This window comes from Corynebacterium sp. AOP40-9SA-29 (assembly GCF_052377405.1).
In the GTDB taxonomy this organism is placed as follows: Bacteria; Actinomycetota; Actinomycetes; order Mycobacteriales; family Mycobacteriaceae; genus Corynebacterium.
On the sequence record NZ_JBQSWR010000001.1, the window covers coordinates 152292 to 174778 of the forward strand.

Annotated in this window: 15 protein-coding genes and 4 tRNA genes; 1 reads left to right on the top strand and 18 read right to left on the bottom strand. The window is 65.0% G+C overall.

Going from position 1 to position 22487, the window contains the following annotated elements; translation table 11 throughout:
* Positions 1 to 185: 185 nt before the first annotated feature.
* From tuf to rplJ, 9 genes are all read right to left on the bottom strand, one after another.
* A complete protein-coding gene (gene tuf, locus ACT3SZ_RS00775; RefSeq protein WP_444615926.1) occupies positions 186 to 1376 on the bottom strand; it encodes an elongation factor Tu in 1191 nt (396 codons plus the stop codon).
* 412 nt (positions 1377 to 1788) lie between these two features.
* Complete coding sequence (gene fusA, locus ACT3SZ_RS00780; RefSeq protein WP_444615928.1) at positions 1789 to 3915, bottom strand: elongation factor G; 2127 nt, start codon at positions 3913 to 3915, stop codon at positions 1789 to 1791.
* 114 nt (positions 3916 to 4029) lie between these two features.
* Positions 4030 to 4500: a 30S ribosomal protein S7 gene (gene rpsG / locus ACT3SZ_RS00785; RefSeq protein WP_444615930.1), complete on the bottom strand. Its 471-nt coding sequence runs from the start codon at positions 4498 to 4500 to the stop codon at positions 4030 to 4032.
* A gap of 1 nt (position 4501) precedes the next feature.
* Positions 4502 to 4873, bottom strand: coding sequence for a 30S ribosomal protein S12 (rpsL, locus tag ACT3SZ_RS00790; RefSeq protein WP_444614789.1), 372 nt, complete (start codon positions 4871 to 4873; stop codon positions 4502 to 4504).
* Positions 4874 to 5401: 528 nt separating this feature from the next.
* A complete protein-coding gene (locus ACT3SZ_RS00795; RefSeq protein ID WP_444615931.1) occupies positions 5402 to 9373 on the bottom strand; it encodes a DNA-directed RNA polymerase subunit beta' in 3972 nt (1323 codons plus the stop codon).
* Between the two features lie 86 nt (positions 9374 to 9459).
* Entirely contained in the window at positions 9460 to 12978 is a 3519-nt protein-coding gene (gene rpoB / locus ACT3SZ_RS00800) for a DNA-directed RNA polymerase subunit beta (RefSeq protein WP_444615933.1), read from the bottom strand.
* Between the two features lie 423 nt (positions 12979 to 13401).
* On the bottom strand, positions 13402 to 14391 hold the full coding sequence (locus ACT3SZ_RS00805) for a DUF3068 domain-containing protein (protein WP_444615934.1): 990 nt from the start codon (positions 14389 to 14391) through the stop codon (positions 13402 to 13404).
* A 117-nt stretch (positions 14392 to 14508) separates the two neighbouring features.
* Positions 14509 to 14889 (bottom strand): 50S ribosomal protein L7/L12, encoded by a 381-nt coding sequence (rplL, locus tag ACT3SZ_RS00810; RefSeq protein ID WP_301443000.1) that lies wholly within the window; start codon positions 14887 to 14889, stop codon positions 14509 to 14511.
* 80 nt (positions 14890 to 14969) lie between these two features.
* Positions 14970 to 15488 (bottom strand): 50S ribosomal protein L10, encoded by a 519-nt coding sequence (gene rplJ, locus ACT3SZ_RS00815; protein WP_444615936.1) that lies wholly within the window; start codon positions 15486 to 15488, stop codon positions 14970 to 14972.
* 370 nt (positions 15489 to 15858) lie between these two features.
* On the opposite strand from rplJ, the gene ACT3SZ_RS00820 reads away from it, so the two are divergent.
* Positions 15859 to 16830: an esterase/lipase family protein gene (locus tag ACT3SZ_RS00820; RefSeq protein ID WP_444615937.1), complete on the top strand. Its 972-nt coding sequence runs from the start codon at positions 15859 to 15861 to the stop codon at positions 16828 to 16830.
* A 92-nt stretch (positions 16831 to 16922) separates the two neighbouring features.
* Here the strand turns inward: ACT3SZ_RS00820 and rplA are convergent, their stop codons facing one another.
* The 9 genes from rplA to ACT3SZ_RS00865 form a co-directional block, all read right to left on the bottom strand.
* Positions 16923 to 17636 (bottom strand): 50S ribosomal protein L1, encoded by a 714-nt coding sequence (gene rplA, locus ACT3SZ_RS00825; protein WP_444615939.1) that lies wholly within the window; start codon positions 17634 to 17636, stop codon positions 16923 to 16925.
* An 84-nt stretch (positions 17637 to 17720) separates the two neighbouring features.
* A complete protein-coding gene (rplK, locus tag ACT3SZ_RS00830) occupies positions 17721 to 18167 on the bottom strand; it encodes a 50S ribosomal protein L11 (RefSeq protein ID WP_444615941.1) in 447 nt (148 codons plus the stop codon).
* A gap of 159 nt (positions 18168 to 18326) precedes the next feature.
* Positions 18327 to 19187 (bottom strand): transcription termination/antitermination protein NusG, encoded by an 861-nt coding sequence (gene nusG / locus ACT3SZ_RS00835; protein ID WP_444615942.1) that lies wholly within the window; start codon positions 19185 to 19187, stop codon positions 18327 to 18329.
* A 121-nt stretch (positions 19188 to 19308) separates the two neighbouring features.
* Entirely contained in the window at positions 19309 to 19644 is a 336-nt protein-coding gene (gene secE / locus ACT3SZ_RS00840; protein ID WP_444615943.1) for a preprotein translocase subunit SecE, read from the bottom strand.
* Between the two features lie 85 nt (positions 19645 to 19729).
* Positions 19730 to 19802: transfer RNA gene (locus tag ACT3SZ_RS00845), tRNA-Trp, on the bottom strand.
* Between the two features lie 872 nt (positions 19803 to 20674).
* Positions 20675 to 20748 (bottom strand) — tRNA-Met (locus ACT3SZ_RS00850).
* A 55-nt stretch (positions 20749 to 20803) separates the two neighbouring features.
* Positions 20804 to 20876: transfer RNA gene (locus tag ACT3SZ_RS00855), tRNA-Thr, on the bottom strand.
* Between the two features lie 413 nt (positions 20877 to 21289).
* Positions 21290 to 21371 (bottom strand) — tRNA-Tyr (locus ACT3SZ_RS00860).
* Between the two features lie 95 nt (positions 21372 to 21466).
* Complete coding sequence (locus ACT3SZ_RS00865; protein ID WP_444615945.1) at positions 21467 to 22480, bottom strand: polyprenyl synthetase family protein; 1014 nt, start codon at positions 22478 to 22480, stop codon at positions 21467 to 21469.
* Positions 22481 to 22487 lie beyond the last annotated feature (7 nt).

Here is a 22487-nt window from a genome sequence, read left to right on the forward strand (position 1 = left end):
ATTTGCCTACCTGGAGGGGTGATCGCGCTGCATGGCCCCTCCCCTACGGCCGAGGGGAGGACCACGGAGGACGCCCGGGCATGCAAAAAGGACTGCCCCCAACCGTGCGGACACGGGAGGAGGCAGTCCTTAGAATCGTCCATCGCGCCGAAGCGCGGGGACGGACCCTGTCAGATCAGATCAGACTACTTGGTGATCTTGGTGACACGGCCGGCGCCGACGGTGCGGCCACCCTCACGGATGGCGAACCGCAGGCCCTCGTCCATGGCGACCGGCTGGATCAGCGTGACGTTCATGTCGACGTTGTCGCCGGGCATGACCATCTCGGTGCCCTCCGGCAGCTTCACGACGCCGGTGACGTCGGTGGTGCGGAAGTAGAACTGCGGGCGGTAGTTGTCGAAGAACGGGGTGTGGCGGCCGCCCTCATCCTTGGACAGGATGTAGACGGAGCCCTCGAACTCGGTGTGCGGGGTGTATGCGCCGGGCTTGGCGATAACCTGGCCGCGCTCGACGTCCTCGCGCTTCAGACCGCGGAGCAGCAGAGCGGCGTTGTCGCCGGCCTCAGCCGAATCCAGCAGCTTGTTGAACATCTCGATGGAAGTCACCGTGGTCTTGGTGGACTTCTCGCGGATGCCGATGATCTCGATCTCGTCGTTGAGCTTCAGCTCGCCACGCTCGACACGACCGGTAACCACGGTGCCGCGGCCGGTGATCGTGAAGATGTCCTCGACGGGCATCAGGAACGGCTTGTCGGTCTCGCGCTCCGGATCCGGGATGGAATCGTCGCAAGCCTGCATGAGGTCGACGATAGCCTGGGTCCACTTCGGGTCGCCCTCAAGCGCCTTCAGAGCGGAGATCTGGACGATCGGGGCCTCTTCGTCGTAGTCCTGCTCGCCCAGGAGCTCACGGACCTCCATCTCGACGAGCTCGATGAGGTCCTCATCGTCAACCATGTCGCACTTGTTCAGCGCAACGAGGATGTAGGGAACGCCAACCTGGCGAGCCAGCAGAACGTGCTCGCGGGTCTGCGGCATCGGGCCGTCAGTGGCGGCGACGACGAGAATCGCACCGTCCATCTGAGCAGCACCGGTGATCATGTTCTTGATGTAGTCGGCGTGACCCGGCGCATCCACGTGTGCGTAGTGGCGCTTCTCGGTCTGGTACTCCACGTGGGAGATGTTGATCGTGATGCCACGCTCACGCTCCTCCGGCGCCTTGTCGATGGCGTCGAATGCGAAGGCCTGGTTGAGCTCCGGGTAGGTGTCAGCCAGAACCTTCGTGATAGCGGCAGTCGTCGTGGTCTTGCCGTGGTCGACGTGACCGATGGTGCCGATGTTAACGTGCGGCTTAGTACGCTCGAACTTAGCCTTCGCCACTGTGGTGTCCTCCTGGACTCTTCGGTGACTACGACTTTCGCAGCCACGGGGATTATGTACTCCGGTACCGGGTCCACTGCTGGTGCAGCAGCCGGAACACCGGGTCTTTCATTGTGCCGATTACAGCATCGTACAGCGCGTTGGCGGCCGTAACATCCCCGCACCGGAACGGCGGGACTGAAAGGGCTTCCTGCCTACACGCAGGTGCTGGGTAACGGCCAGCACTCTGCATCCTACTGCAACCTGCGCCGCAGCGAAAACCGCGTGGTGACGGCAGGTTACGAGGATACCGGGTGCTGACCCCTACCCTCCCCCGTGGACGTCCGGCGTGACCAGCACATAGCCGGCGTTGGACTCCTCGGGGAGGACGAGGTCGCAATCTTCGGCCGAGGCCGAAGACTGCTGCGGAAAACTAGGCGTTGCCCGTGCGCTCCGCGATGATCTCGGTCGCCACGGAGGAGGGAACCTCACCGTAGGAGTCGAAGATCATGGTGTAGTTCGCACGACCCTGGGTCTTGGACCGCAGGTCGCCGACGTAGCCGAACATCTCGGACAGCGGGACCTTGCCCTTGACGACCTTGGCGCCGGAGCGATCCTCCATGGCCGAGACCTGGCCACGACGGGAGTTGATGTCGCCGATGACCTCACCCATGAACTCCTCAGGGGTGGTGACCTCGACAGCCATCAGCGGCTCGAGCAGGACCGGCTTCGCCTTGGCGACGCCTTCCTTCAGGGCCTGGGAACCGGCGATCTTGAACGCCATCTCCGAGGAGTCGACGTCGTGGTACTGACCGTCGATCAGGGTGGCCTTGATGTCGACCAGCGGGAAGCCCGCCAGGAAGCCGTACTGCATGGCGTCCTGGATGCCGGCGTCCACCGAGGGGATGTACTCACGGGGGATGCGGCCACCGGTGACGGCGTTGACGAACTTGTAGTTCGCGTCCTCGCCCTCCTCCAGCTCCTCGGGATCCGGGTTGTACGGCTCGAGAGCGATGATCACCTTAGCGAACTGACCGGAACCACCGGTCTGCTTCTTGTGGGTGAACTCGATCTTCTCGACGGGCTTGCGGATGGTCTCGCGGTACGCGACCTGCGGGGCACCCACGTTGGCCTCGACCTTGAACTCGCGCTTCATGCGGTCAACGAAGACGTCGAGGTGCAGCTCGCCCATACCACCGATGATGGTCTGGCCGGTCTCGTCGTCGAGGTTAACCGTGAAGGTCGGGTCCTCTTCGGTCAGGCGCTGGATGGCGACACCCAGCTTCTCCTGGTCCGACTTGGTCTTCGGCTCGATGGAGACCTTGATGACCGGGTCCGGGAAGTCCATGGACTCCAGGAGGATCGGATCATTGAGGTCGCAGAGGGTATCACCGGTGGTGGTCTCCTTGAGACCGATCATCGCGTAGATGTTACCGGCGTGAGCCTTGTCGACCGGGTTCTCCTTGTTGGCGTGCATCTGGAAGAGCTTGCCAACGCGCTCCTTCTTACCGGTGACGGCGTTCAGGACCTGCTGGCCCGGCTCGACGTTGCCCGAGTAGACGCGCACGAAGGTGAGCTTGCCGAAGAACGGGTGAGCGGCGATCTTGAAGGCGAGAGCGGAGAAGGGCTCGTCGTCATTGGGCTTGCGAGACATCTCGACGTCATCGTGGCCCGGCTTGTGGCCCTGGATGTTCTCGACGTCCAGCGGGGACGGGAGGTAGTCGATGACCGCGTCCAGCACCGGCTGGATGCCCTTGTTGTGGTACGCGGTACCACAGAGCACGGGGTAGATCTCGGAGTTGATCGTCAGCTTGCGGATGGCAGCCTTGATCTCCTCGAGGGAGAGCTCCTCGCCCGCGAAGTACTTCTCCATGAGGGCTTCGTCGGACTCAGCGACGGACTCAAGGAGCTTCTCGCGGTACTCGGCAGCCTTGTCGGCGAGCTCGGCGGGGATCTCCTCGTAGGTCGGCTCAGCGCCAACCTCGACGCGGCCGCGCCAGGTGATGGCCTTCATGGTCAGCAGGTCGATGACGCCGTCGAAGTCGTCCTCGGCGCCGATCGGGAGCTGCATGACCAACGGCTTGGCACCGAGACGGTCGATGATGGTCTGAACGGTGAAGTAGAAGTCCGCGCCCAGCTTGTCCATCTTGTTGACGAAGCAGATGCGGGGGACGTCGTACTTGTCGGCCTGACGCCAGACCTGCTCCGACTGGGGCTCAACGCCCTCCTTGCCGTCGAAGACGGCAACGGCGCCGTCGAGGACGCGCAGGGAGCGCTCGACCTCGACGGTGAAGTCGACGTGGCCGGGCGTATCGATGATGTTGACCTGGTTCTCATCCCAGAAACAGGTGACGGCGGCGGAGGTGATCGTGATGCCACGCTCCTTCTCCTGCTCCATCCAGTCGGTGGTGGATGCACCGTCGTGGGTCTCTCCAACCTTGCGGTTGATGCCGGTGTAGTAGAGGATGCGCTCGGTCGTCGTGGTCTTACCAGCATCGATGTGCGCCATGATGCCGATGTTGCGGACCTTCTTCAGGTCCTTCTGCACTTCTTGTGCCACAGTCTATTCCCTCGGTGTTGTTGGAATGTCGTAGATGATTGTGCCATCGACCGGGCGACCACGCAGGTTCCACGCCGGCCGGGAGGGACCACCCTGGGGGTGGCCCCTCTCAGATCACCAGCGGTAGTGGGCGAAGGCGCGGTTGGCCTCGGCCATCTTGTGGGTGTCCTCGCGACGCTTGACGGAGGCACCGAGACCGTTGGAGGCGTCCAGGATCTCGTTCGCGAGACGCTCGGTCATGGTGTTCTCACGACGCTGACGGGTGAAGGTGACCAGCCAACGCAGGGCCAGGGTGGTGGAGCGACCGGGACGGACCTCGACCGGGACCTGGTAGGTGGCGCCACCGACACGACGGGAGCGGACCTCGAGGGCCGGCTTCACGTTGTCGAGGGCCTTCTTCAGCGTCAGGACCGGGTCGGTACCGGTCTTGTCGCGGCAGGCCTCGAGGGCACCGTAGACGATGCGCTCGGCGGTGGACTTCTTGCCGTCCAGCAGAACCTTGTTCACGAGCTGGGAGACGATGACGTCGTCGTATACCGGATCTTCGACGACGGGACGTGCGGGTGCGGGACCTTTACGCGGCATTCTACTTCTCCTTCTTGGCGCCGTAGCGGGAACGGGCCTGCTTGCGGTCCTTGACACCCTGGGTATCGAGGGAGCCGCGGACGATCTTGTAACGGACACCCGGGAGGTCCTTCACACGACCACCACGAACGAGCACCATGGAGTGCTCCTGGAGGTTGTGGCCCTCACCGGGGATGTAGGCGGAGACCTCGATGCCGGAGGTCAGTCGCACACGGGCGACCTTACGAAGAGCCGAGTTCGGCTTCTTCGGGGTGGTGGTGTACACGCGGGTGCACACGCCACGACGCTGGGGCGAGCCCTTCAGCGCAGCCGTGGCAGTCTTGACAGACTTGTCGTGGCGGCCCTTACGGACCAGCTGCTGGATAGTAGGCATAAACCGACTTTCTGCTTGTTCGTGTCCTGCCGGAACCCCGGGCTCTCCCGGTACTGATGCCGGTGGACCCTCGTGGTCGGACGAGACCTTCTTCGAGATCATTTCCCTGCTGTGTCAGTCGCGTCTTTGTTTTGAACGTGCCGAAACCCCTCAGCCGCTCTCGCTGGCCTACGGGGTAGAAGTTCATATCCAACCGGAAGAACCGGCAGACGCGTCCTGATAACTGGGACTGTGGCCTGACACTACCCGAGACGCCGCATACCACCAAATTCCAACCCCCGCCGACTCCGGGGTCCCACGAGGCCGCAATGATACGGAGGTACCAGATATCGTCCCCGGGCACGGGCCCAAGGGGCCGAACTGCCCTTTCAGTTCACCGCGCTTGGCCGTCGTAGTAATACACCCGTATAGCGACCAAACCGCACCCCACCCCCTCCCCCAGACACGACTCAAGCCCGGCCCCCAGTCGGGGCCGGGCTTGTGACTGCTACACGGTCAGTGCCGCCGGATGTCCGGCGGCGAGAACCGTCAGTTCAGGTCGATGTCGTCCAGCGGGACGGCAGCGCCGGTGAACTCACCGTACGAGTCGTCACCGTAGAAACCGTCACCGAAGGTGGACGGCAGCTGGTAGGCGGCAGCGCGGGCTTCCTCGGTCGGCTCGACCGCGATGTTGCGGTACTTGGAGATACCGGTACCGGCCGGGATCAGCTTACCGATGATCACGTTCTCCTTGAGGCCGATGAGCTTGTCGGAGCGCTTGTTGATCGCAGCGTCCGTCAGCACACGGGTCGTCTCCTGGAAGGAGGCGGCCGACAGCCAGGAGTCGGTGGCGAGCGAGGCCTTGGTGATACCCATGATCTCGGCACGCACCTCGACCGGACGTCCACCGGTCTGAACCGCAGCCTTCGAGGCAGACACGGCATCGGCGTGGTCGACGAGGGAACCGGGCAGGTACTCGGTCGAACCGGAGTCGATGACCGTCACGCGGCGCAGCATCTGGCGCACGATGATCTCGATGTGCTTGTCGTGGATGGCCACACCCTGATCGCGGTAGACCTTCTGGACCTCGTTGATCAGGTGCTGCTGGACGCCACGGCGACCCATCACGCGGAGCACCTCGTGCGGGTCAGCAGAACCCTTGAGCAGCTGCTGGCCACGGGACACGGTGTCGCCCTGCTTGATCTGACGCTCGAAGTCACCAACCTTGATGACCGCGAGCCCCTGACGCTTGGACAGCTTCTCGTACACGACCTCGTCCGAGCCATCGGCCGGGATGATGGTCAGCGTGTAGAAGTTGTCGTCGTCCTCGATACGCACCTTGCCGTCGACGGACGCGATGGGCGCCTTGGCCTTCGGCACACGAGCCTCGAAGAGCTCCTGCACACGGGGCAGACCGCCGGTGATGTCTCCACCGACACCACCCTGGTGGAACGTACGCATGGTCAGCTGGGTACCCGGCTCACCAATCGACTGGGCGGCGACAATGCCGACGGCCTCGCCGATGTCGACCTTCTTACCGGTCGCCATGGACCGGCCGTAGCAGGTCGCGCAGACACCGGTGGCGGTGTCACAGGTCATCACGGAGCGGACCTTCAGCGTGGCGACGCCGGCGTCAACGAGCTGCTGGATCTCGGGGTCGCCGAGGTCCTGGCCGGCCGGGATGACGACGTTGCCCTCGGGGTCCACGGCGTCGGCGGCGAGGAAACGGCCGGTGGCCGCGGTCTCGACGAACTCCGCACGACGGAACTTCCCGGTCGGGTTGCCCTCGGCGTCCGGCACAGCTTCGGCCAGCGGGATGGTGACACCCTTGGTCGTGGTGCAGTCATCCTCGCGGACGATGACGTCCTGCGCGACATCCACCAGACGACGGGTCAGGTAACCCGAGTCGGCGGTACGCAGCGCGGTATCGGCCAGGCCCTTACGCGAACCGTGGGAGTTGTTGAAGTACTCCAGCACCGACAGGCCTTCACGGAAGGAGGTCTTGATCGGACGCGTGATGTAGTCACCACGCGAGTTCGTGACCATGCCCTTCATACCGGCCAGCGTCCAGATCTGACGCATATTGCCGGCCGCGCCGGACTTCACGATCATCGGGATCGGGTTGTCGTCCGGGTAGAGCTGCTCGACGGACTCACCGACGAAGTCGGTGGCTTCCTTCCACAGGTCGACCAGGGAGTTGTACCGCTCCGTTCCGTTGATCTTGCCGCGTGCCATCTTCTTCTCGATGACGCGGGCACGCTCCTCGTAACGGTCGAGGATCTCCTTCTTGTTCGGCAGGACCAGCACGTCGTGCATGGTGATGGTCACACCGGAACGGGTCGCCCAGTAGAAACCGGCGTCCTTGAGCTTGTCCACGGTCTGCGCGACCGTGATCATCGGGTACTTCGCGGCGAGGTCGTTAATGACCGCGGCCTGCGGCTTCTTAGCCATGACATCGTCGACGAAGGGGTAGTTCCACGGCAGCAAGTCGTTGAAGAGCACGCGGCCGAGGGTGGTGTGGGCGAGCCACACCTCCCCCTTCTGCCAGCCGTCGGGGAACCGCTCGGCCTCGACGTCCGCCGGCGGACGCAGGTGGTCGATACGGACCTTGATCGGAGCCTGCAGACCCAGCACACCACGGTCGCGGGCCATGATGGCCTCGGCGAGGGTGGAGTACACGCCGCGCTCGGGACCGTTCTCGTCGGCCGGGGTGTAGGCACCCTGGCCGCCGATCTCGTCCACGGACTTCTGCAGCGTCAGGAAGTACAGACCGGTGACCATGTCCAGACGCGGCATAGCCAGGGGCTTACCGGACGCCGGGGACAGGATGTTGTTCGAGGCGAGCATCAGGATGCGGGCCTCGGCCTGGGCCTCGTCCGACAGCGGCAGGTGCACAGCCATCTGGTCACCATCGAAGTCGGCGTTGAAGGCCTCACAGGCCAGCGGGTGCAGCTGGATGGCCTTACCCTCGACGAGCACCGGCTCGAAGGCCTGGATACCCAGGCGGTGCAGGGTAGGCGCACGGTTCAGCATCACCGGGTGCTCGGCGATGGCGTCCTCGAGCACGTCCCACACCTCGGGGCGCTGGCGCTCCACCATCCGCTTGGCGGACTTGATGTTCTGCGCGTAAGACTTCTCGACCAGGCGCTTCATCACGAAGGGCTTGAAGAGCTCCAGGGCCATCTGCTTGGGCAGACCACACTGGTGCAGCTTCAGCTGCGGACCGACGATAATCACCGAACGACCGGAGTAGTCGACACGCTTACCGAGCAGGTTCTGACGGAAGCGGCCCTGCTTGCCCTTGAGCAGATCGGAGAGCGACTTCAGCGGACGGTTGCCGGGGCCCGTGACCGGGCGGCCACGACGACCGTTGTCGAAGAGCGCGTCAACGGACTCCTGCAGCATGCGCTTCTCGTTGTTCACGATGATCTCGGGGGCGCCGAGGTCGAGCATGCGCTTGAGGCGGTTGTTGCGGTTGATCACACGACGGTAGAGGTCGTTGAGGTCGGAGGTCGCGAAGCGGCCACCGTCGAGCTGCACCATCGGGCGCAGCTCCGGCGGGATCACCGGGACAGCGTCCAGAACCATGCCGGCCGGATCGTTGCCGGAACGCAGGAACGCGGCGACGACCTTCAGGCGCTTGAGGGCGCGCAGCTTCTTCTGGCCCTTGCCGTCGCGAATGATCTCGCGCAGCTTGTCGGCCTCAGCCTCGAGGTCGAAGGAGCGGATGAGGCTCTGGATGGACTCCGCGCCCATGCCGCCGGTGAAGTAGTCCTCGTAGCGGTCAACGAGCTCGGTGTAGATGCCCTCGTCCACGATCATCTGCTTCGGGGCGAGCTTGACGAAGGTGTTCCAGATCTCGTCGAGACGCTCGACCTCGCGCTCGGCGCGCTCACGGATGTGGCGCATCTCGCGCTCGGCGGAGGTCTGAACCTTGCGCTTGGCGTCGGCCTTAGCGCCGGCAGCCTCGAGCTCGGCCAGGTCGGCCTCGAGCTTCTCGGAACGCTCGGCGAGGTCGGAGTCGCGCTCGTTCTCGACCTCCTTCTTCTCCACCAGCATCTCAGCCTCGAGGGTGGTCTGGTCGTTGTGACGACCTTCGGCATCCACCGAGGTGATGATGTTCGCGGCGAAGTAGATGATCTTCTCGAGATCCTTCGGCGCCAGGTCCAGCAGGTAGCCCAGACGAGAGGGCACGCCCTTGAAGTACCAGATGTGGGTAACCGGGGCGGCAAGCTCGACGTGGCCCATGCGCTCACGGCGCACCTTGGACTTCGTCACCTCAACGCCACAGCGCTCACAGATGATGCCCTTGTAACGGACTCGCTTGTACTTGCCGCAGGCACACTCCCAGTCACGGGTCGGCCCGAAGATCCGCTCGCAGAACAGACCGTCCTTCTCGGGCTTCAGGGTGCGGTAGTTGATGGTCTCCGGCTTCTTGACCTCGCCGTGGGACCAACGACGAATGTCGTCGGCGGTCGCGAGACCGATACGCAGTTCGTCAAAAAAGTTGACGTCCAGCACGTGGACTCCCTTTCCCCTCCGTCTTCATACGGAGGGCGGTAGTACGGGTGGTGCAGTGAAAAAAGGTCGTTGTCTGGTGGTGGGGGCTAGCCCACGTCGCTGTCGGCGTCCGGACGCTCATCGCGGGACAGGTTAATGCCCAGGGCGGCGTTGGCGTGATCCAGCTCATCGTCGTCCGTGGAGCTGAGCTCCATCGGGGAACCATCGGCCGCGAGCACCTCGACGTTGAGGCACAGCGACTGCAGCTCCTTGAGCAGAACCTTGAAGGACTCCGGGATGCCCGGGTCCGGGATGTTCTCGCCCTTGACGATGGCCTCGTACACCTTCACACGGCCCACGACGTCATCCGACTTGATGGTCAGCAGTTCCTGCAGGGTGTAGGCCGCGCCGTATGCCTGCATGGCCCACACCTCCATCTCACCGAAGCGCTGGCCACCGAACTGCGCCTTACCACCGAGCGGCTGCTGGGTGATCATGGAGTACGGACCGGTGGAACGCGCGTGGATCTTCTCGTCCACGAGGTGGTGCAGCTTGAGCATGTACATGTAGCCCACGGAGACCGGGTACGGGAACGGCTCGCCGGAGCGTCCGTCGATGAGCTCGGCCTTGCCGTCGCCGTCCGTCAGGCGGATGCCGTCACGGTTCGGACGCACCGACTTCATCAGGCCGGAGAGCTCCTCGTTGGACGCACCGTCGAACACCGGGGTGGCGGTGAGCGAGTCGGCGGGCACGTCGTAGAGATCCTCAGGGAGGGTCTCCATCATGGCCTTGATCGTCTCGTCCTCGGAGTCGACGTCCACGGCCCAGCCGTTCTTCGCCAGCCAGCCAAGGTGGGTCTCCAGAACCTGACCGATGTTCATACGACGGGGAACACCGTGGGTGTTCAGCATGATGTCGACCGGGGTGCCGTCCGGCAGGAACGGCATGTCCTCGGCGGGCAGGATCTTACCGACGACACCCTTGTTGCCGTGGCGGCCGGCGAGCTTGTCGCCGTCCTGGATCTTGCGCTTCTGGGCGACGTACACGCGAACCATCTCGTTGACGCCGGGCGACAGGTCGTCGTCGTCCTCGCGGGAGAACACGCGCACGCCGATGACCTTGCCGGTCTCGCCGTGGGGCACCTTCATGGAGGTGTCGCGAACCTCGCGGGCCTTCTCACCGAAGATGGCGCGCAGCAGGCGCTCCTCCGGGGTCAGCTCGGTCTCGCCCTTGGGCGTGACCTTACCGACGAGGATGTCGCCGTCGCGGACGTCCGCACCGATGCGCACGATGCCGCGCTCGTCCAGGTCGGCGAGCACGTCGTCACCCACGTTGGGGATGTCGCGGGTGATCTCCTCCGGCCCGAGCTTGGTGTCGCGGGCATCGATCTCGTGCTCCTCGATGTGGATCGAGGTGAGGATGTCCTGCTCAACCATGCGCTGGTTGAGGATGATGGCGTCCTCGTAGTTGTGGCCCTCCCACGGCATGATGGCCACGAGCAGGTTGCGGCCCAGCGCCATCTCACCGTTGTCGGTACCGGGGCCGTCGGCGATGGCCTGGCCGGCCTCGACGCGGTCGCCCTGGCTGACGAGCGGCTTCTGGTTGTAGCAGGTGCCCTGGTTGGTGCGCTCGAACTTGCGCAGCATGTAGGTGTCGCGCACGCCGTCGTCATCCATGATGGTGACGTAGTCGGCGGAGACGAACTCCACGGCTCCGGCCTTCGGGGAGACGATGACGTCGCCGGCATCGTAGGCGGCGCGCTGCTCCATACCGGTGCCCACGAAGGGGGCCTCGGCGCGCAGGAGCGGCACGGCCTGACGCTGCATGTTCGCACCCATCAGGGCACGGTTGGCGTCGTCGTGCTCCAGGAACGGAATCATGGCGGTCGCCACGGAGACCATCTGACGCGGCGAGACGTCCATGTAGTCGACCTTGTTGGCCGGGACGACCTCCACGTCGCCGCCACGCAGACGAACCTCGATCTGCTCCTCGACGAACTGCTTGTCCGCGTTGTAGGACGTGTTCGCCTGGGCGATGATGTGGCGGTCTTCCTCATCGGCGGTGAGGTAGTCGACCACGTCGGTGATCTGACCGTTCTCCACACGACGGTAAGGAGTCTCGATGAAGCCGAACGGGTTCACCCGGGCGTAGGACGCCAGCGAACCGATCAGACCGATGTTCGGACCCTCAGGGGTCTCAATCGGGCACATACGACCGTAGTGGGACGGGTGCACGTCTCGCACCTCGAGGCCGGCGCGCTCACGCGACAGACCACCGGGGCCCAGTGCGGAGAGACGACGCTTATTCGTCAGACCCGACAGGGAGTTGTTCTGGTCCATGAACTGCGACATCTGGGAGGTGCCGAAGAACTCACGGATCGCGGCAGAGACCGGACGCACGTTGATCAGCGAGGTCGGGGTGATCGACTCCGCGTCCTGCGTGGTCATGCGCTCGCGCACGACACGCTCCATGCGCGACAGGCCCACGCGGATCTGGTTCTGGATCAGCTCGCCGACGGTACGCACACGACGGTTACCGAAGTGGTCGATGTCGTCGGTGCCCAGCGGGATCTCCATGGAGTCCGGGGACGTCATGTCGCGCTCGCCGGAGTGCAGACGCACCAGGTACTCGATGGTGGTCAGGATGTCCTGCTCGGTGAGGGTCATGGGGCCCTCGCCACCGGTGCCCAGACCCAGCTTGCGGTTGACCTTGTACCGGCCCACCTTCGCCAGGTCGTAGCGACGGGAGTTGAAGAAGCTGTTCTCCAGCAGAGCCTGAGCGGAGTCGCGCGTGGGCGACTCGCCGGGACGCTGCTTGCGGTAGATCTCCAGCAGAGCCTCGTCGGTGTTGGCGACGCCATCCTTCTCGAGGGTGGACATCATGATCTCGGAGAAGCCGAAGCGCTCCGTGATCTCCTCGGCGCTGAGACCCAGGGCCTTCAGCAGCACGGTGACCGGCTGGCGACGCTTACGGTCGATGCGCACACCGATGGTGTCGCGCTTGTCGACGTCGAACTCCAGCCATGCGCCGCGCGAAGGGATGACCTTCACGGAGTGCAGCGGACGCTCGGTACCGGGGTCGATGGACTCGTCGAAGTACACGCCCGGGGAACGGACGAGCTGCGAGACCACGACACGCTCGGTGCCGTTGATGATGAAGGTGCCCTTGTCCGTCATCATCGGGAAATCGCCGATGAAGACGGTCTGGCTCTTGATCTCACCAGAGGTCGCGTTGGTGAACTCCGCGGTGACGTACAGCGGAGCCGAGTAGTTGATGTCCTTGTCCTTGCACTCGTCGACGGTGTTCTTCACGTCGTCGAAGCGCGGCTCGGACAGGACCAGGGACATGTTCTCGGAGTAGTCCTCGACAGGGGACAGCTCTTCGAGGATGTCCTCGAGACCGGAGGTGATGCGAACGCCCTCCCCGGCCTCAGCCTGCTTACGGGCGCGCCACTGCGGCGTGCCGACGAGCCAGGCGAAAGAGTCCCTCTGGATGTCGAGAAGACCGGGAACCTCGATCGGGGCGTCGATCTTCGCGAACGAGTGACGTTGCGAAGCTCCGGGAATTCCCGGGGTGGAACTGGTCAGGCGGGAGACTGCCAAGATGGGGTCCTTCCAGCACCTCACGTGCCTGCCGGTCGCCTGGTTCCGAGGGGACGGATCCTGGGGCGGTGGCCGACACGGTTGCTATGAGCGTACGGTCTGCGGTGGTCTGTGGAAATCTGTGGGGTTCTGTGGGGATTGGCGGTGACCGGGTCAGTTGCGAACCTTGGTCCGGAAACAGTTGATGGACCTTGTCAAGTCACCGGTCCGGACCGGACCGGCGCGGTCTGGCACCCTGGCGTTCCGCCGTGCCGTGACCATGTCGATCCCCTCCATGCCTTCACTCATCAAGGTCGTGTACTGCTATTGTCGCAACATCACCAGACGTCAATCCAGCGCAACGATCGATCGTATATCACCCGTAGGCGTATGTCCACCCCTGCGACACACCCGGTTCACCCACCCGTGAACCGTGCAACCTCTCGGCCATCCTCGACGACGACCCGGCTACTCCGACGACTTTGACGTCCCAGACCGCTGGGCACGCTGTGGCCGCAAGGCCACCACCGCCGAACCGAGTGCCACGATAGCACCCGTGACGGTCAGCACAATACCCCAACCGCGCGTGGGACGGTCCTCCCCCAACTCCGCCGCCTGTCGCAGCAGGTCGTCGCGCTCGGCGTCCGGCGTCGCGCCATTGAAGGAACTCAGCAGCTCAGGAGTCGCGTCCTCGCCGTCCTGCGTCGGTGCGTCCGGCACGTAGACGTCCTGGATGTCCTCGGTGACGGAGACGATCATGCCGCTCCCTGGCTCCACGCGGTACTCCTTGTAGCCGTTGCGGTACAGCGAGGAGGACGCCCCGTCCGCCGTGGTCGACGTCGACCGGTAGTAGCCCGGATTCGCCTGACGCACCGGCTCGGCGTCGAAGTCCTGCCGGAAGACGTAGACCTCCGAGCCGTCGACGTCCTCGGTCTGGACGAACTGCGCGGGCACCTCGCGGCGCAGCAGATTGTCGAAGACCGGGTACTCCTCCTGCTCGGTATTACGCGGGAAAGCCAGCCATTGGCCGGTGACCTCGCTCGCCACCGCGGGCGTCCCCGGCGTGTCCGCGACCTTCGCGTCCCCCAGCGACGCACCGGTCATGCGGTCGACGCGGTAGCTCCAGACCTCGGCGTCCAACAGGGCGTCGCCGCCCTCCATATCGTCGCGCACGGCGGTCACACCGACGGTCGCCGCCGCCGCGTCGTCGTCCGCCGGCTCCCCCAATGACACCGCGTAGGTCTTGGTCACCGGCGCGGTGACCGCCTCGTCACCGTTACCCAGGTAGGACGTACCGACGCGCGCTTCGTCGTCGTGCAGCGTCAGCTGCGACTCGCTGAGTTCCAGGGGCACGGGACGCTCCGGCGGTACGAGAACCGGCAGCGCGATGCCGAGGACAAGGAGGAGACACCCCAGTCCCAGGACGAGGACTGCGGTGACACGAGATCTCGGAAGCATGCGGACCATCGTAGTGGTCGACGTGTCCGGGAGTACATACGACACAACCCCCGCCGGGAACGTCGCGTGGACGTCCCTGACGGGGGTGGTGCGAAAGCGGCGTAAGCCGAGTTTCTCCTACTTGAGGGAAACCTTGGCGCCGGCCTCTTCGAGCTTGGTCTTGGCAGCCTCGGCGTCATCCTTGGATGCACCCTCGAGCAGAGCCTTCGGTGCGCCCTCGACGAGCTCCTTGGCCTCCTTCAGGCCCAGGCCGGAGACGAGCTCGCGGACAACCTTGATCACGCCGATCTTCTTGGCGCCGGCATCCTCGAGAACGACGTCGAACTCGTCCTTCTCCTCCTCCTCGGCAGCAGCAGCGGCCGGAGCGGCAGCAGCGGCGACCGGGGCGGCAGCGGTGACGTCGAAGGTGTCCTCGAAGAGCTTGACGAACTCAGAGAGCTCGATCAGAGTCATCTCCTTGAAGGCCTCGAGCAGTTCGTCGTTGGTGAACTTAGCCATGTCGGCTTCCTTTCTTTGTCCCGACCGGACGCGGCCGGGAACAGGTTTTGTTACGTATGGGGGTTAAGCAGCCTGAAAGATCAGGCAGCTTCCTTCTTCTCCTGGAGCGCGGCGGTGAGCCGTGCAACCTGGGAAGCCGGGGCGTTGAACAGCCCAGCAGCCTTGCTGAGGGAGCCCTGCAGGGCGCCGGCCAGCTTGGCCAGGGTGGTCTCGCGGTTGTCCAGCTCGGCGATTGCCTCAACCTGGGCAGCGGACAGCGGATTGCCGTCCATGTTGCCGCCCTTGATCACGAGGGCGCTGTGATCCGCACCGAACTTCTTGAACGCCTTGGCGGCGTCAACTGCCTCGCCCTGGATGAAGGCGACGGCAGTAGGTCCGGTGAGCAGTTCATCAGCGATCTCGACGCCGGCCTGCTTAGCAGCCAGCTTGATCATGGTGTTCTTGGCGACGGAGTAGGTGACCTCGGAACCCAGGGCCTTGCGCAGCTCCGTCGTCTGAGCGACGGTCAGGCCACGGTACTCGGTAAGCACGGTGGCACTGGCGTTCTCGAAACGTGCGGTGAGCTCCGCGACCGATGCGGTGTTCTTTGCGTTTGCCATACTCTCGCCTCCTTCCTGATGTCTGTCGGTGGTGCGACCAGACGGTGTCCTGAACGACCCTCCGTGACAAACAGTGACGCCCCGTGCCACAGGGCACGGGGCGCTTGGAGCGATTCTCGCGAACCCGATGGGCCCGCCGATGCTCGGCGTGTTCCGTGTTTCCCTGCGTGGGTCGCCATCGCCTTGACGGTGATGGTCCTTCGTCCGACTCTCCCGGTGCTGCCCGGGTGAGACGTCGACCGACGGTCTCCGGTGAAACTTGAACGTTCGCGGGCGTACCCGCGATCAAACTTCTCGCATCACTATAGACCGACACACATGAACCGCAAAATCCCCGCCCTGAGCCGCCGCGGGAGGTAGTTTCGTGAACATGACTTCCCTTGCCTCCGCTCCTGCCGGCGTCCCCGACCACCGGTTCTTCCTCTCCGCCTTTCTCCGGTCGTGGGGGCAACCCGAACCCCTCCCCGGCGGGGTGAACGATTGGGAGACACCGATGCCCGAGGAACACCCGATACCGATCGTCCTACTCCACGGCACGTGGATGAACTCCTACGGCACCTGGTCGTATATCGCCCCGAAACTCATCGCGCGCGGCTATCGCGTCTTCGCGCTCAACTACGGCAACGACCACGAGAGCCTCCTGGGCCGCCGAGCCTGCTGTTTCGCCAGCGGTCCCCTGCTCAACGCCACCGAGGACATCGGGGCCTTCATCGACCGGGTCCTGGACGCCACCGGTGCCGAGAAGGTGGACGTGATCGGACATTCACAGGGCTCCGCACAGGCTCGGATGCTCGCAACCGAGCACGAGGGCCGGTTCGCCGGTGGAGAACCCAAGATCCGCAACATCATTGGACTCGCCGGCGCCGGCAACGGCACCACGATGATGGGCCTCGCCACGCTCACCGTAAAGCTCCGCGAGGCCCTGCGCGGCCGGATCGATGTCTCCCGGATCGTGCGCAGCATCCTCGGCGGATGTGCCGAGGACCAGATCGTGGACTCCGATGTCATCAACCACATCAACCGCGACGGCCACACCGTCCCCGGAATCGACTACACGATGATCGGGACCCGCTACGACGAGGTCGTGACCCCGTGGCGTACCCAGTTCCTCACACCCGGCGAGGGCGCAAGCGTGCGCAACCATTGTGTCCAGTCCGACGGCAACTCCGGCGACTGGAGCGACCACCTCTCCATCTGCTACTCACCGCGCACTTTCGACCTCGTTCTCGAGCGTCTGTCGGACAGCGACGGCGGGGAGGACGGCGCCTACCGCCGCGCCCACCCGCACGTCGTCGCCCGCGTCCTGCCCGTCCTCGGGCAGTTGCGCCAGCGAGGGTACTGAGCGGTCGCACTGCGTAGACGCACGAAAACGCCCCGTCCTCCCCGGGGAACGGGGAGGACGGGGCGGCGTCCGACGCGGGACGAAAGAGGAAACTAGACCTCTTCGCCGGTGAAGTTCTTCACGACGGTCGGATCAACCTGGATGCCCGGGCTGTTCGTGGTCGCCAGGGAAGCCTTCTTGATGTAGCGGCCCTTGGCGGCGGACGGCTTCACGCGGAGGAGCTCCTCGACCAGCGCGCCGTAGTTCTCGGCGAGAGCCTTCTCGTCGAAGGAGGCCTTGCCGATCATGGCGTGCAGGTTCGCGGCCTTGTCGACGCGGAAGGAGATCTTACCGCCCTTGATCTCGGCAACAGCCTTGGCCACATCGGTGGTCACGGTGCCGGTCTTCGGGTTCGGCATCAGACCACGCGGGCCCAGGACGCGAGCAACGCGGCCGACCTTGGCCATCTGGTCCGGGGTAGCGATCGCGGCGTCGAAGTCGGTCCAACCACCCTGGATGCGCTCGATGAGCTCGGCGGTTCCGACGGCCTCGGCACCGGCCTCTTCGGCGGCGGTGGCGTTGGGGCCCTCGGCGAAGACGATGACGCGGACGTTCTTACCCGTGCCGTTGGGCAGGGAGACGGTGCCGCGGACGAGCTGGTCGGCCTTGCGCGGGTCGACACCCAGGCGGAAGGCGACGTCGACGGTAGCGTCGTGCGTCTTGGAGGAGGTCTCCTTGGCCAGCTTCAGGGCCTCGATCGGGGAGTAGAGACGATCGGCGTCGATCTTCTCTGCGGCGGCGCGGTACGCCTTGGAGTTCTTGCTCATGGTACTGGTCCAATCAGTGGTTGTTGGATTGTGGTCGACGGGCCGCAAGTGGCCCTGCCACGGGTGGAGCCGGAAGGTAGGTGACTACTTGGCCGGCTGATCGATGACGTCGATACCCATCGACCGGGCGGTGCCGGCGATAACGCGTGCACCGTTCTCCAGGTCGTTGGAGTTCATGTCCTCGAACTTGGTCTGCGCGATCTCGCGGCACTGAGCCCAGCTGACCTGGCCGACCTTCTCCGTGTGCGGGACACCGGAGCCCTTCTGGATACCGGCGGCCTTCAGCAGCAGCTTCGCTGCCGGCGGGGTCTTCAGCTTGAAGTCGAAGGAGCGGTCCTCGTAGACCGTGATCTCGACCGGGATGACGCTGCCGCGCTGCGACTCGGTCGCGGCGTTGTAGGCCTTGCAGAACTCCATGATGTTGACGCCGTGCGCACCGAGCGCCGGGCCGACGGGCGGAGCCGGGTTGGCAGCGCCAGCCTGGATCTGCAGCTTGATCAGGCCGGAGACCTTTTTCTTCTTCTTAGCCATGGTTCACCTCTTCACGTGGTACCAGGTGTGCCGCGTCCCCCGTGGGGAGCGACGCCGCCGGCCCTATGGCGGGGGCCGGACGCACCTGTCCGGATGCCGGACTGTCTACCGGCCACCGGGTGGAATGTTGTTGTGCTCACGAAGAGCAACGGTCAAACTCTAGTTGAGCTTCTCGACCTGGTCAAACGCCAGGTCAACCGGGGTCTCGCGACCGAAGATCGAGACCAGGGCCTTGAGCTTGCTGTTGGCGGCGTCGATCTCGGAGATCGTCGCGGACACCGAGGCGAAGGGACCGGACAGCACGGTGACGGACTCCCCGACCTCGAAGTCGACCTCGACCTGCTCGCCGAGCGGCGTCGGGGCCATCGCGACACCGGTGTCGCTGACATCGACGTTGCTGGCGGAGTCGGTCTCCTCCTCGTTCGCCGGCGCGGTGGCGGTCTCCGGCGGCAGGAGGAACTTCGCGACCTCACGGATCTTCACCGGGGTGGGCTTGCCCTCGTTACCGACGAAGGACGTCACGCCCGGGGTGTCGCGGATGACGGACCAGGACGCGTCGTCCAGCTCGATGCGCACCAGGACGTAGCCCGGGAGCAGCTTGCGCTTGACGCGCTTGCGCTTGCCGTCCTTGAGCTCGGTGATCTCCTCGATCGGGACGACGACCTCGTGGATCTGCTCGTCGACGCCCAGGGTCTGCGCGCGCATCTCCAGGTTCGTCTTCACCTTGTTCTCGTAGCCCGAGTAGCACTGGATGATGTACCAGTCACCGGCGAGCTTCTTGAGAGCGCGCATGAACTCGCGCAGGCGCGTGCGGTACGCGGCCATCGCCGCGTCCTCGGGTGCCTGCTCGGCGGACGCATCGGCGGAGGACGCTGCGGCGGCCGAGCCGTCCTCCCCGTCGATCTGCGCGCCGGCGGGCGCGCTATCGCCGAGCTCGCTGACGGCCTGCTGCACATCGCTGTGCGCGGCGGCTGCGAGGCCCTCGGCGGTGCTGCTGTCGTGGATGTTCTCGTCACTCATGGGTTGATCATCTCCCGGATGGTACTGACGCCTGGCGGACGGGCACGTTGCCGTCCCCCGCATGAAAAATCCGCCTCGCCGGAAGGCGGAGGCGGTGGTTACAACCAAGATTCTAGCACGGTCAGAGGCCGAACATGAACTCCAGACCCTCACCGGTGAGCAGGTCGACGACCGTGCAGATCGCGGTGATCACGATGAGGAAGACGATCGTGACGATGGAGTAGGTGACCATCTCGCGACCGGTCGGCCAGATGACCTTCTTGACCTCCGAACCCACGGAACGCGGGAACGCCAGAACCCGGCTACCGCCGGACTTGGCCCCGTCGACATCCGCAACCTTGGCAGTACCGCCATTGGCGTTGTCCTGGCCGGCGCCGTCTCCGCTGACCTGACGCTTACCTGACGGGCGCAACGGACCGCCGGCGGAACCGACCTCATCGTTCTTCTCGTCGCTCACGTGATCTACAGCTCCTCGGAATATGGAAGACCCCGGTGACCCCGGGTCGGTGGCGAACCACCGGCCCGGCATCCCGGGGCATGTGCAGGGGCGACAGGACTTGAACCTGCAACCTGCGGTTTTGGAGACCGCTGCTCTGCCAATTGAGCCACGCCCCTTCGCGATGAATCTCAGCCTACCACTCGGGCAGACGTCGACGTCTCACGGACGGTACCGCAACAACGGCACCGCAGCAGTGTATCAGTAGCCCGCGCCCGGCAACAACTGGGCCGGGTGGGTGCTGGGGTGCCGGCGTGGTGTGTGCGGGGTGCTGGCATGGTGCTGCCGTGGACGCGTCCGGAGCGCGCGTAAGGGCCGCGACCGTGGCACGTCCGGGGCGCATCCGTCGTACTGCCCGGGCTCCTCCGCGCTCGCGCCGGACGTAACCCCGCGCCGCGTGCCAAATACGGTGCTTTCGTGCCAGCGCCGAGGCGAATCCGGCACGCGGCCGTGGCGCCGCCGGAGTACCGCGCAGGATGCGGGCAGGGCGCAGGCGGGATGCGCGCGGGATGCCGGCCGCAGTACCGCCGGGATGCGTCCGGCGCGTCCGTGCCGCATCCCAGGCTCCTCCGCGCTCGCGCCGGACGTAACCCCGCACCGCGTGCCAAATACGGCGCTTTCGTGCCAGCGCCGAGGCGAATCCGGCACGTGGGCGTGGCACTGCCGGAGTGCCGCGCAGGATGCGGGCAGGTTGCGGGCGGGACGCGCGCAGGATGCCGGCCGCAGTACCGCCGGGATGCGTCCGGCGCGTCCATGCCGCATCCCATGCTCCTGCGCGCACGCATCGGACGCAACCCCGCGCCGCGTGCCAACTACGGTGTTCCCGTGCCAGCGCCGAGGCGAATCCGGCACGCGGCCATGGGTGCATGCCCCGGCGGGGAGACGCTCGGAGGGAAGGGGCGTCGCGTCGCGGCGGGGCGACCACGCGCAGCGAAACACCCCGCGGCCCGATTTCTCGGTGCCGCGGGGTGTTCAGTGGTGTTTCTAGTTGTAGCGATGCCGGGGATCGAACCCGGGACCTCACGATTATGAGTCGTGCGCTCTAACCATCTGAGCTACACCGCCAGGGCCATTCATCCGGCTGTGACCGGCAAGCCGGATATCGCCTAGAGATGACTTGAGCCCCCTGACAGAATCGAACTGTCGACCTTTTCCTTACCATGGAAACGCTCTACCGACTGAGCTAAGGGGGCGTACTTCTGGCATCAGGACCGGTTTACAACCTTTGTTGTTCCCGCTCCATCGCTTGAAGCCTGAAGTAGAATAACCAGAGCGACCCTACTTGCACAAATCTGCAGGTCACCATCGATAAATGACACTCCAGGAACGCGGCAACCGCATCCTCGCCCCGCACGGTGCCGCTCCTCCCCTCCTCACCGCGTCCGACGGGGCCTTTCCACACCGGGCACTCTGGCAACCGACCGCTCGGGTGACCGAGCAATCCCGGAGGTTGGCTCGAGCACCCTTCCGGGGATGCTGCCTCAACCCCGCCCCACCGGCGCCACCCCAAGCACCTACGCCACACCCCAACCCCCACGCACGAAAAAACCGCCCGGGGAGTGTTTCCACTCCTCGGGCGGTTCGCGGTACTCGATGTACCATCTTGTGCCAGGTAAAGGATTCGAACCTTTGAAGGCAATGCCGGCGGATTTACAGTCCGCTCCCTTTGGCCGCTCGGGCAACCTGGCGTGCACCTCACGGTGCGATGGATACCCTACTACGACCCCATACAGTTCAGGCAAATCAGCAGGTCAGAACGCTATCCAAGGCGCTATCCCGAACGCTAACCCAACCGCTCCAGCGAGTAGTCCATGAGGTTGCGCAGCGCGCCCGTCGCGGGAATCGCCGGCAGCTGCGCCAGCTCGTCCTCCCCCAGTCCGCGGTAGCGCCGCACGTCCTCCAGGGCGCGCTCACGCCCGTTGGACGCCCGGATCAGGGTCAGAGCCTCGTCGACCAACGCATCGTCGGTCACGGGCCCGGTGAGCAGTTCGCGCAACCGCGCCCCACCATCGGTCTGCTCGCGCATGGCGTAGAGCACCGGCAGGGTGAATACGCCCTCGCGCAGGTCCGTCCCGGGGGTCTTGCCGGATTCCTCGGGGTCGGACCAGATGTCGATGATGTCGTCCACGATCTGGAAGACCTGGCCCAGGTGGCGTCCGAAACGGAACAGTGCGTCGCGGTGCTCGTCAGAGGCCCCGGAGTGCAGCGCGCCCAGGAAGCCGGCCGAGGCGATGAGCACACCGGTCTTCTCCTGGATGACCTGCATATAGTGCTCGATCTCATCCTCTTCACCGGCCGGCCCGATGGTCTCGCGCATCTGACCGGTGACGAGCTCTCCGAAGGTGTCGGCGAAGTGCCGGACGGTCTCGGTGCCGAGGTCCGCCATCAGGCCGGAGGCGACGGCGAAGATGTAGTCGCCGGCGAGGATGGCCACGGAGTTCGACCAGCGGGCGTTGGCGCTCGGAGCACCGCGTCGGCGCTCGGCCTCGTCCATCACATCGTCGTGGTAGAGGGTGGCGAGGTGGGTGAGTTCGACGACCACGGCGGCGTCGGTCACCGTGTCGGTGAGTTCCCGGTCCTGCCCGTACTGCCCCGCCAGCAGGGCGAACATCGGACGGAAGCGCTTTCCCCCGGACACCGCGAGGTGGCTGATCTTGTCGGTGAGGAAGCTTTCCCCGGACGACAGGACCTCGCGGAGCCTGGCCTCCACACGCGCCAGGCCGTCCGGGACAGCGGTGTTCAGGTACTCGTCACCGAGGTCGAGCCCCACCCGCACATCCGAGTTAGTGCTTGCCATGAATTAC

Bases quoted from the DNA above. Each gene is read 5' to 3' on its own strand.
- ACT3SZ_RS00805 (WP_444615934.1), bottom strand. From the start codon at position 14,391: ATGCTTCCGAGATCTCGTGTCACCGCAGTCCTCGTCCTGGGACTGGGG.
- rplL (WP_301443000.1), bottom strand. From the start codon at position 14,889: ATGGCTAAGTTCACCAACGACGAACTGCTCGAGGCCTTCAAGGAGATG.
- rpsL (WP_444614789.1), bottom strand. From the start codon at position 4,873: ATGCCTACTATCCAGCAGCTGGTCCGTAAGGGCCGCCACGACAAGTCT.
- rpsG (WP_444615930.1), bottom strand. From the start codon at position 4,500: ATGCCGCGTAAAGGTCCCGCACCCGCACGTCCCGTCGTCGAAGATCCG.
- nusG (WP_444615942.1), bottom strand. From the start codon at position 19,187: ATGAGTGACGAGAACATCCACGACAGCAGCACCGCCGAGGGCCTCGCA.
- ACT3SZ_RS00865 (WP_444615945.1), bottom strand. From the start codon at position 22,480: ATGGCAAGCACTAACTCGGATGTGCGGGTGGGGCTCGACCTCGGTGAC.
- ACT3SZ_RS00820 (WP_444615937.1), top strand. From the start codon at position 15,859: ATGACTTCCCTTGCCTCCGCTCCTGCCGGCGTCCCCGACCACCGGTTC.
- rplK (WP_444615941.1), bottom strand. From the start codon at position 18,167: ATGGCTAAGAAGAAGAAAAAGGTCTCCGGCCTGATCAAGCTGCAGATC.
- rplJ (WP_444615936.1), bottom strand. From the start codon at position 15,488: ATGGCAAACGCAAAGAACACCGCATCGGTCGCGGAGCTCACCGCACGT.
- rplA (WP_444615939.1), bottom strand. From the start codon at position 17,636: ATGAGCAAGAACTCCAAGGCGTACCGCGCCGCCGCAGAGAAGATCGAC.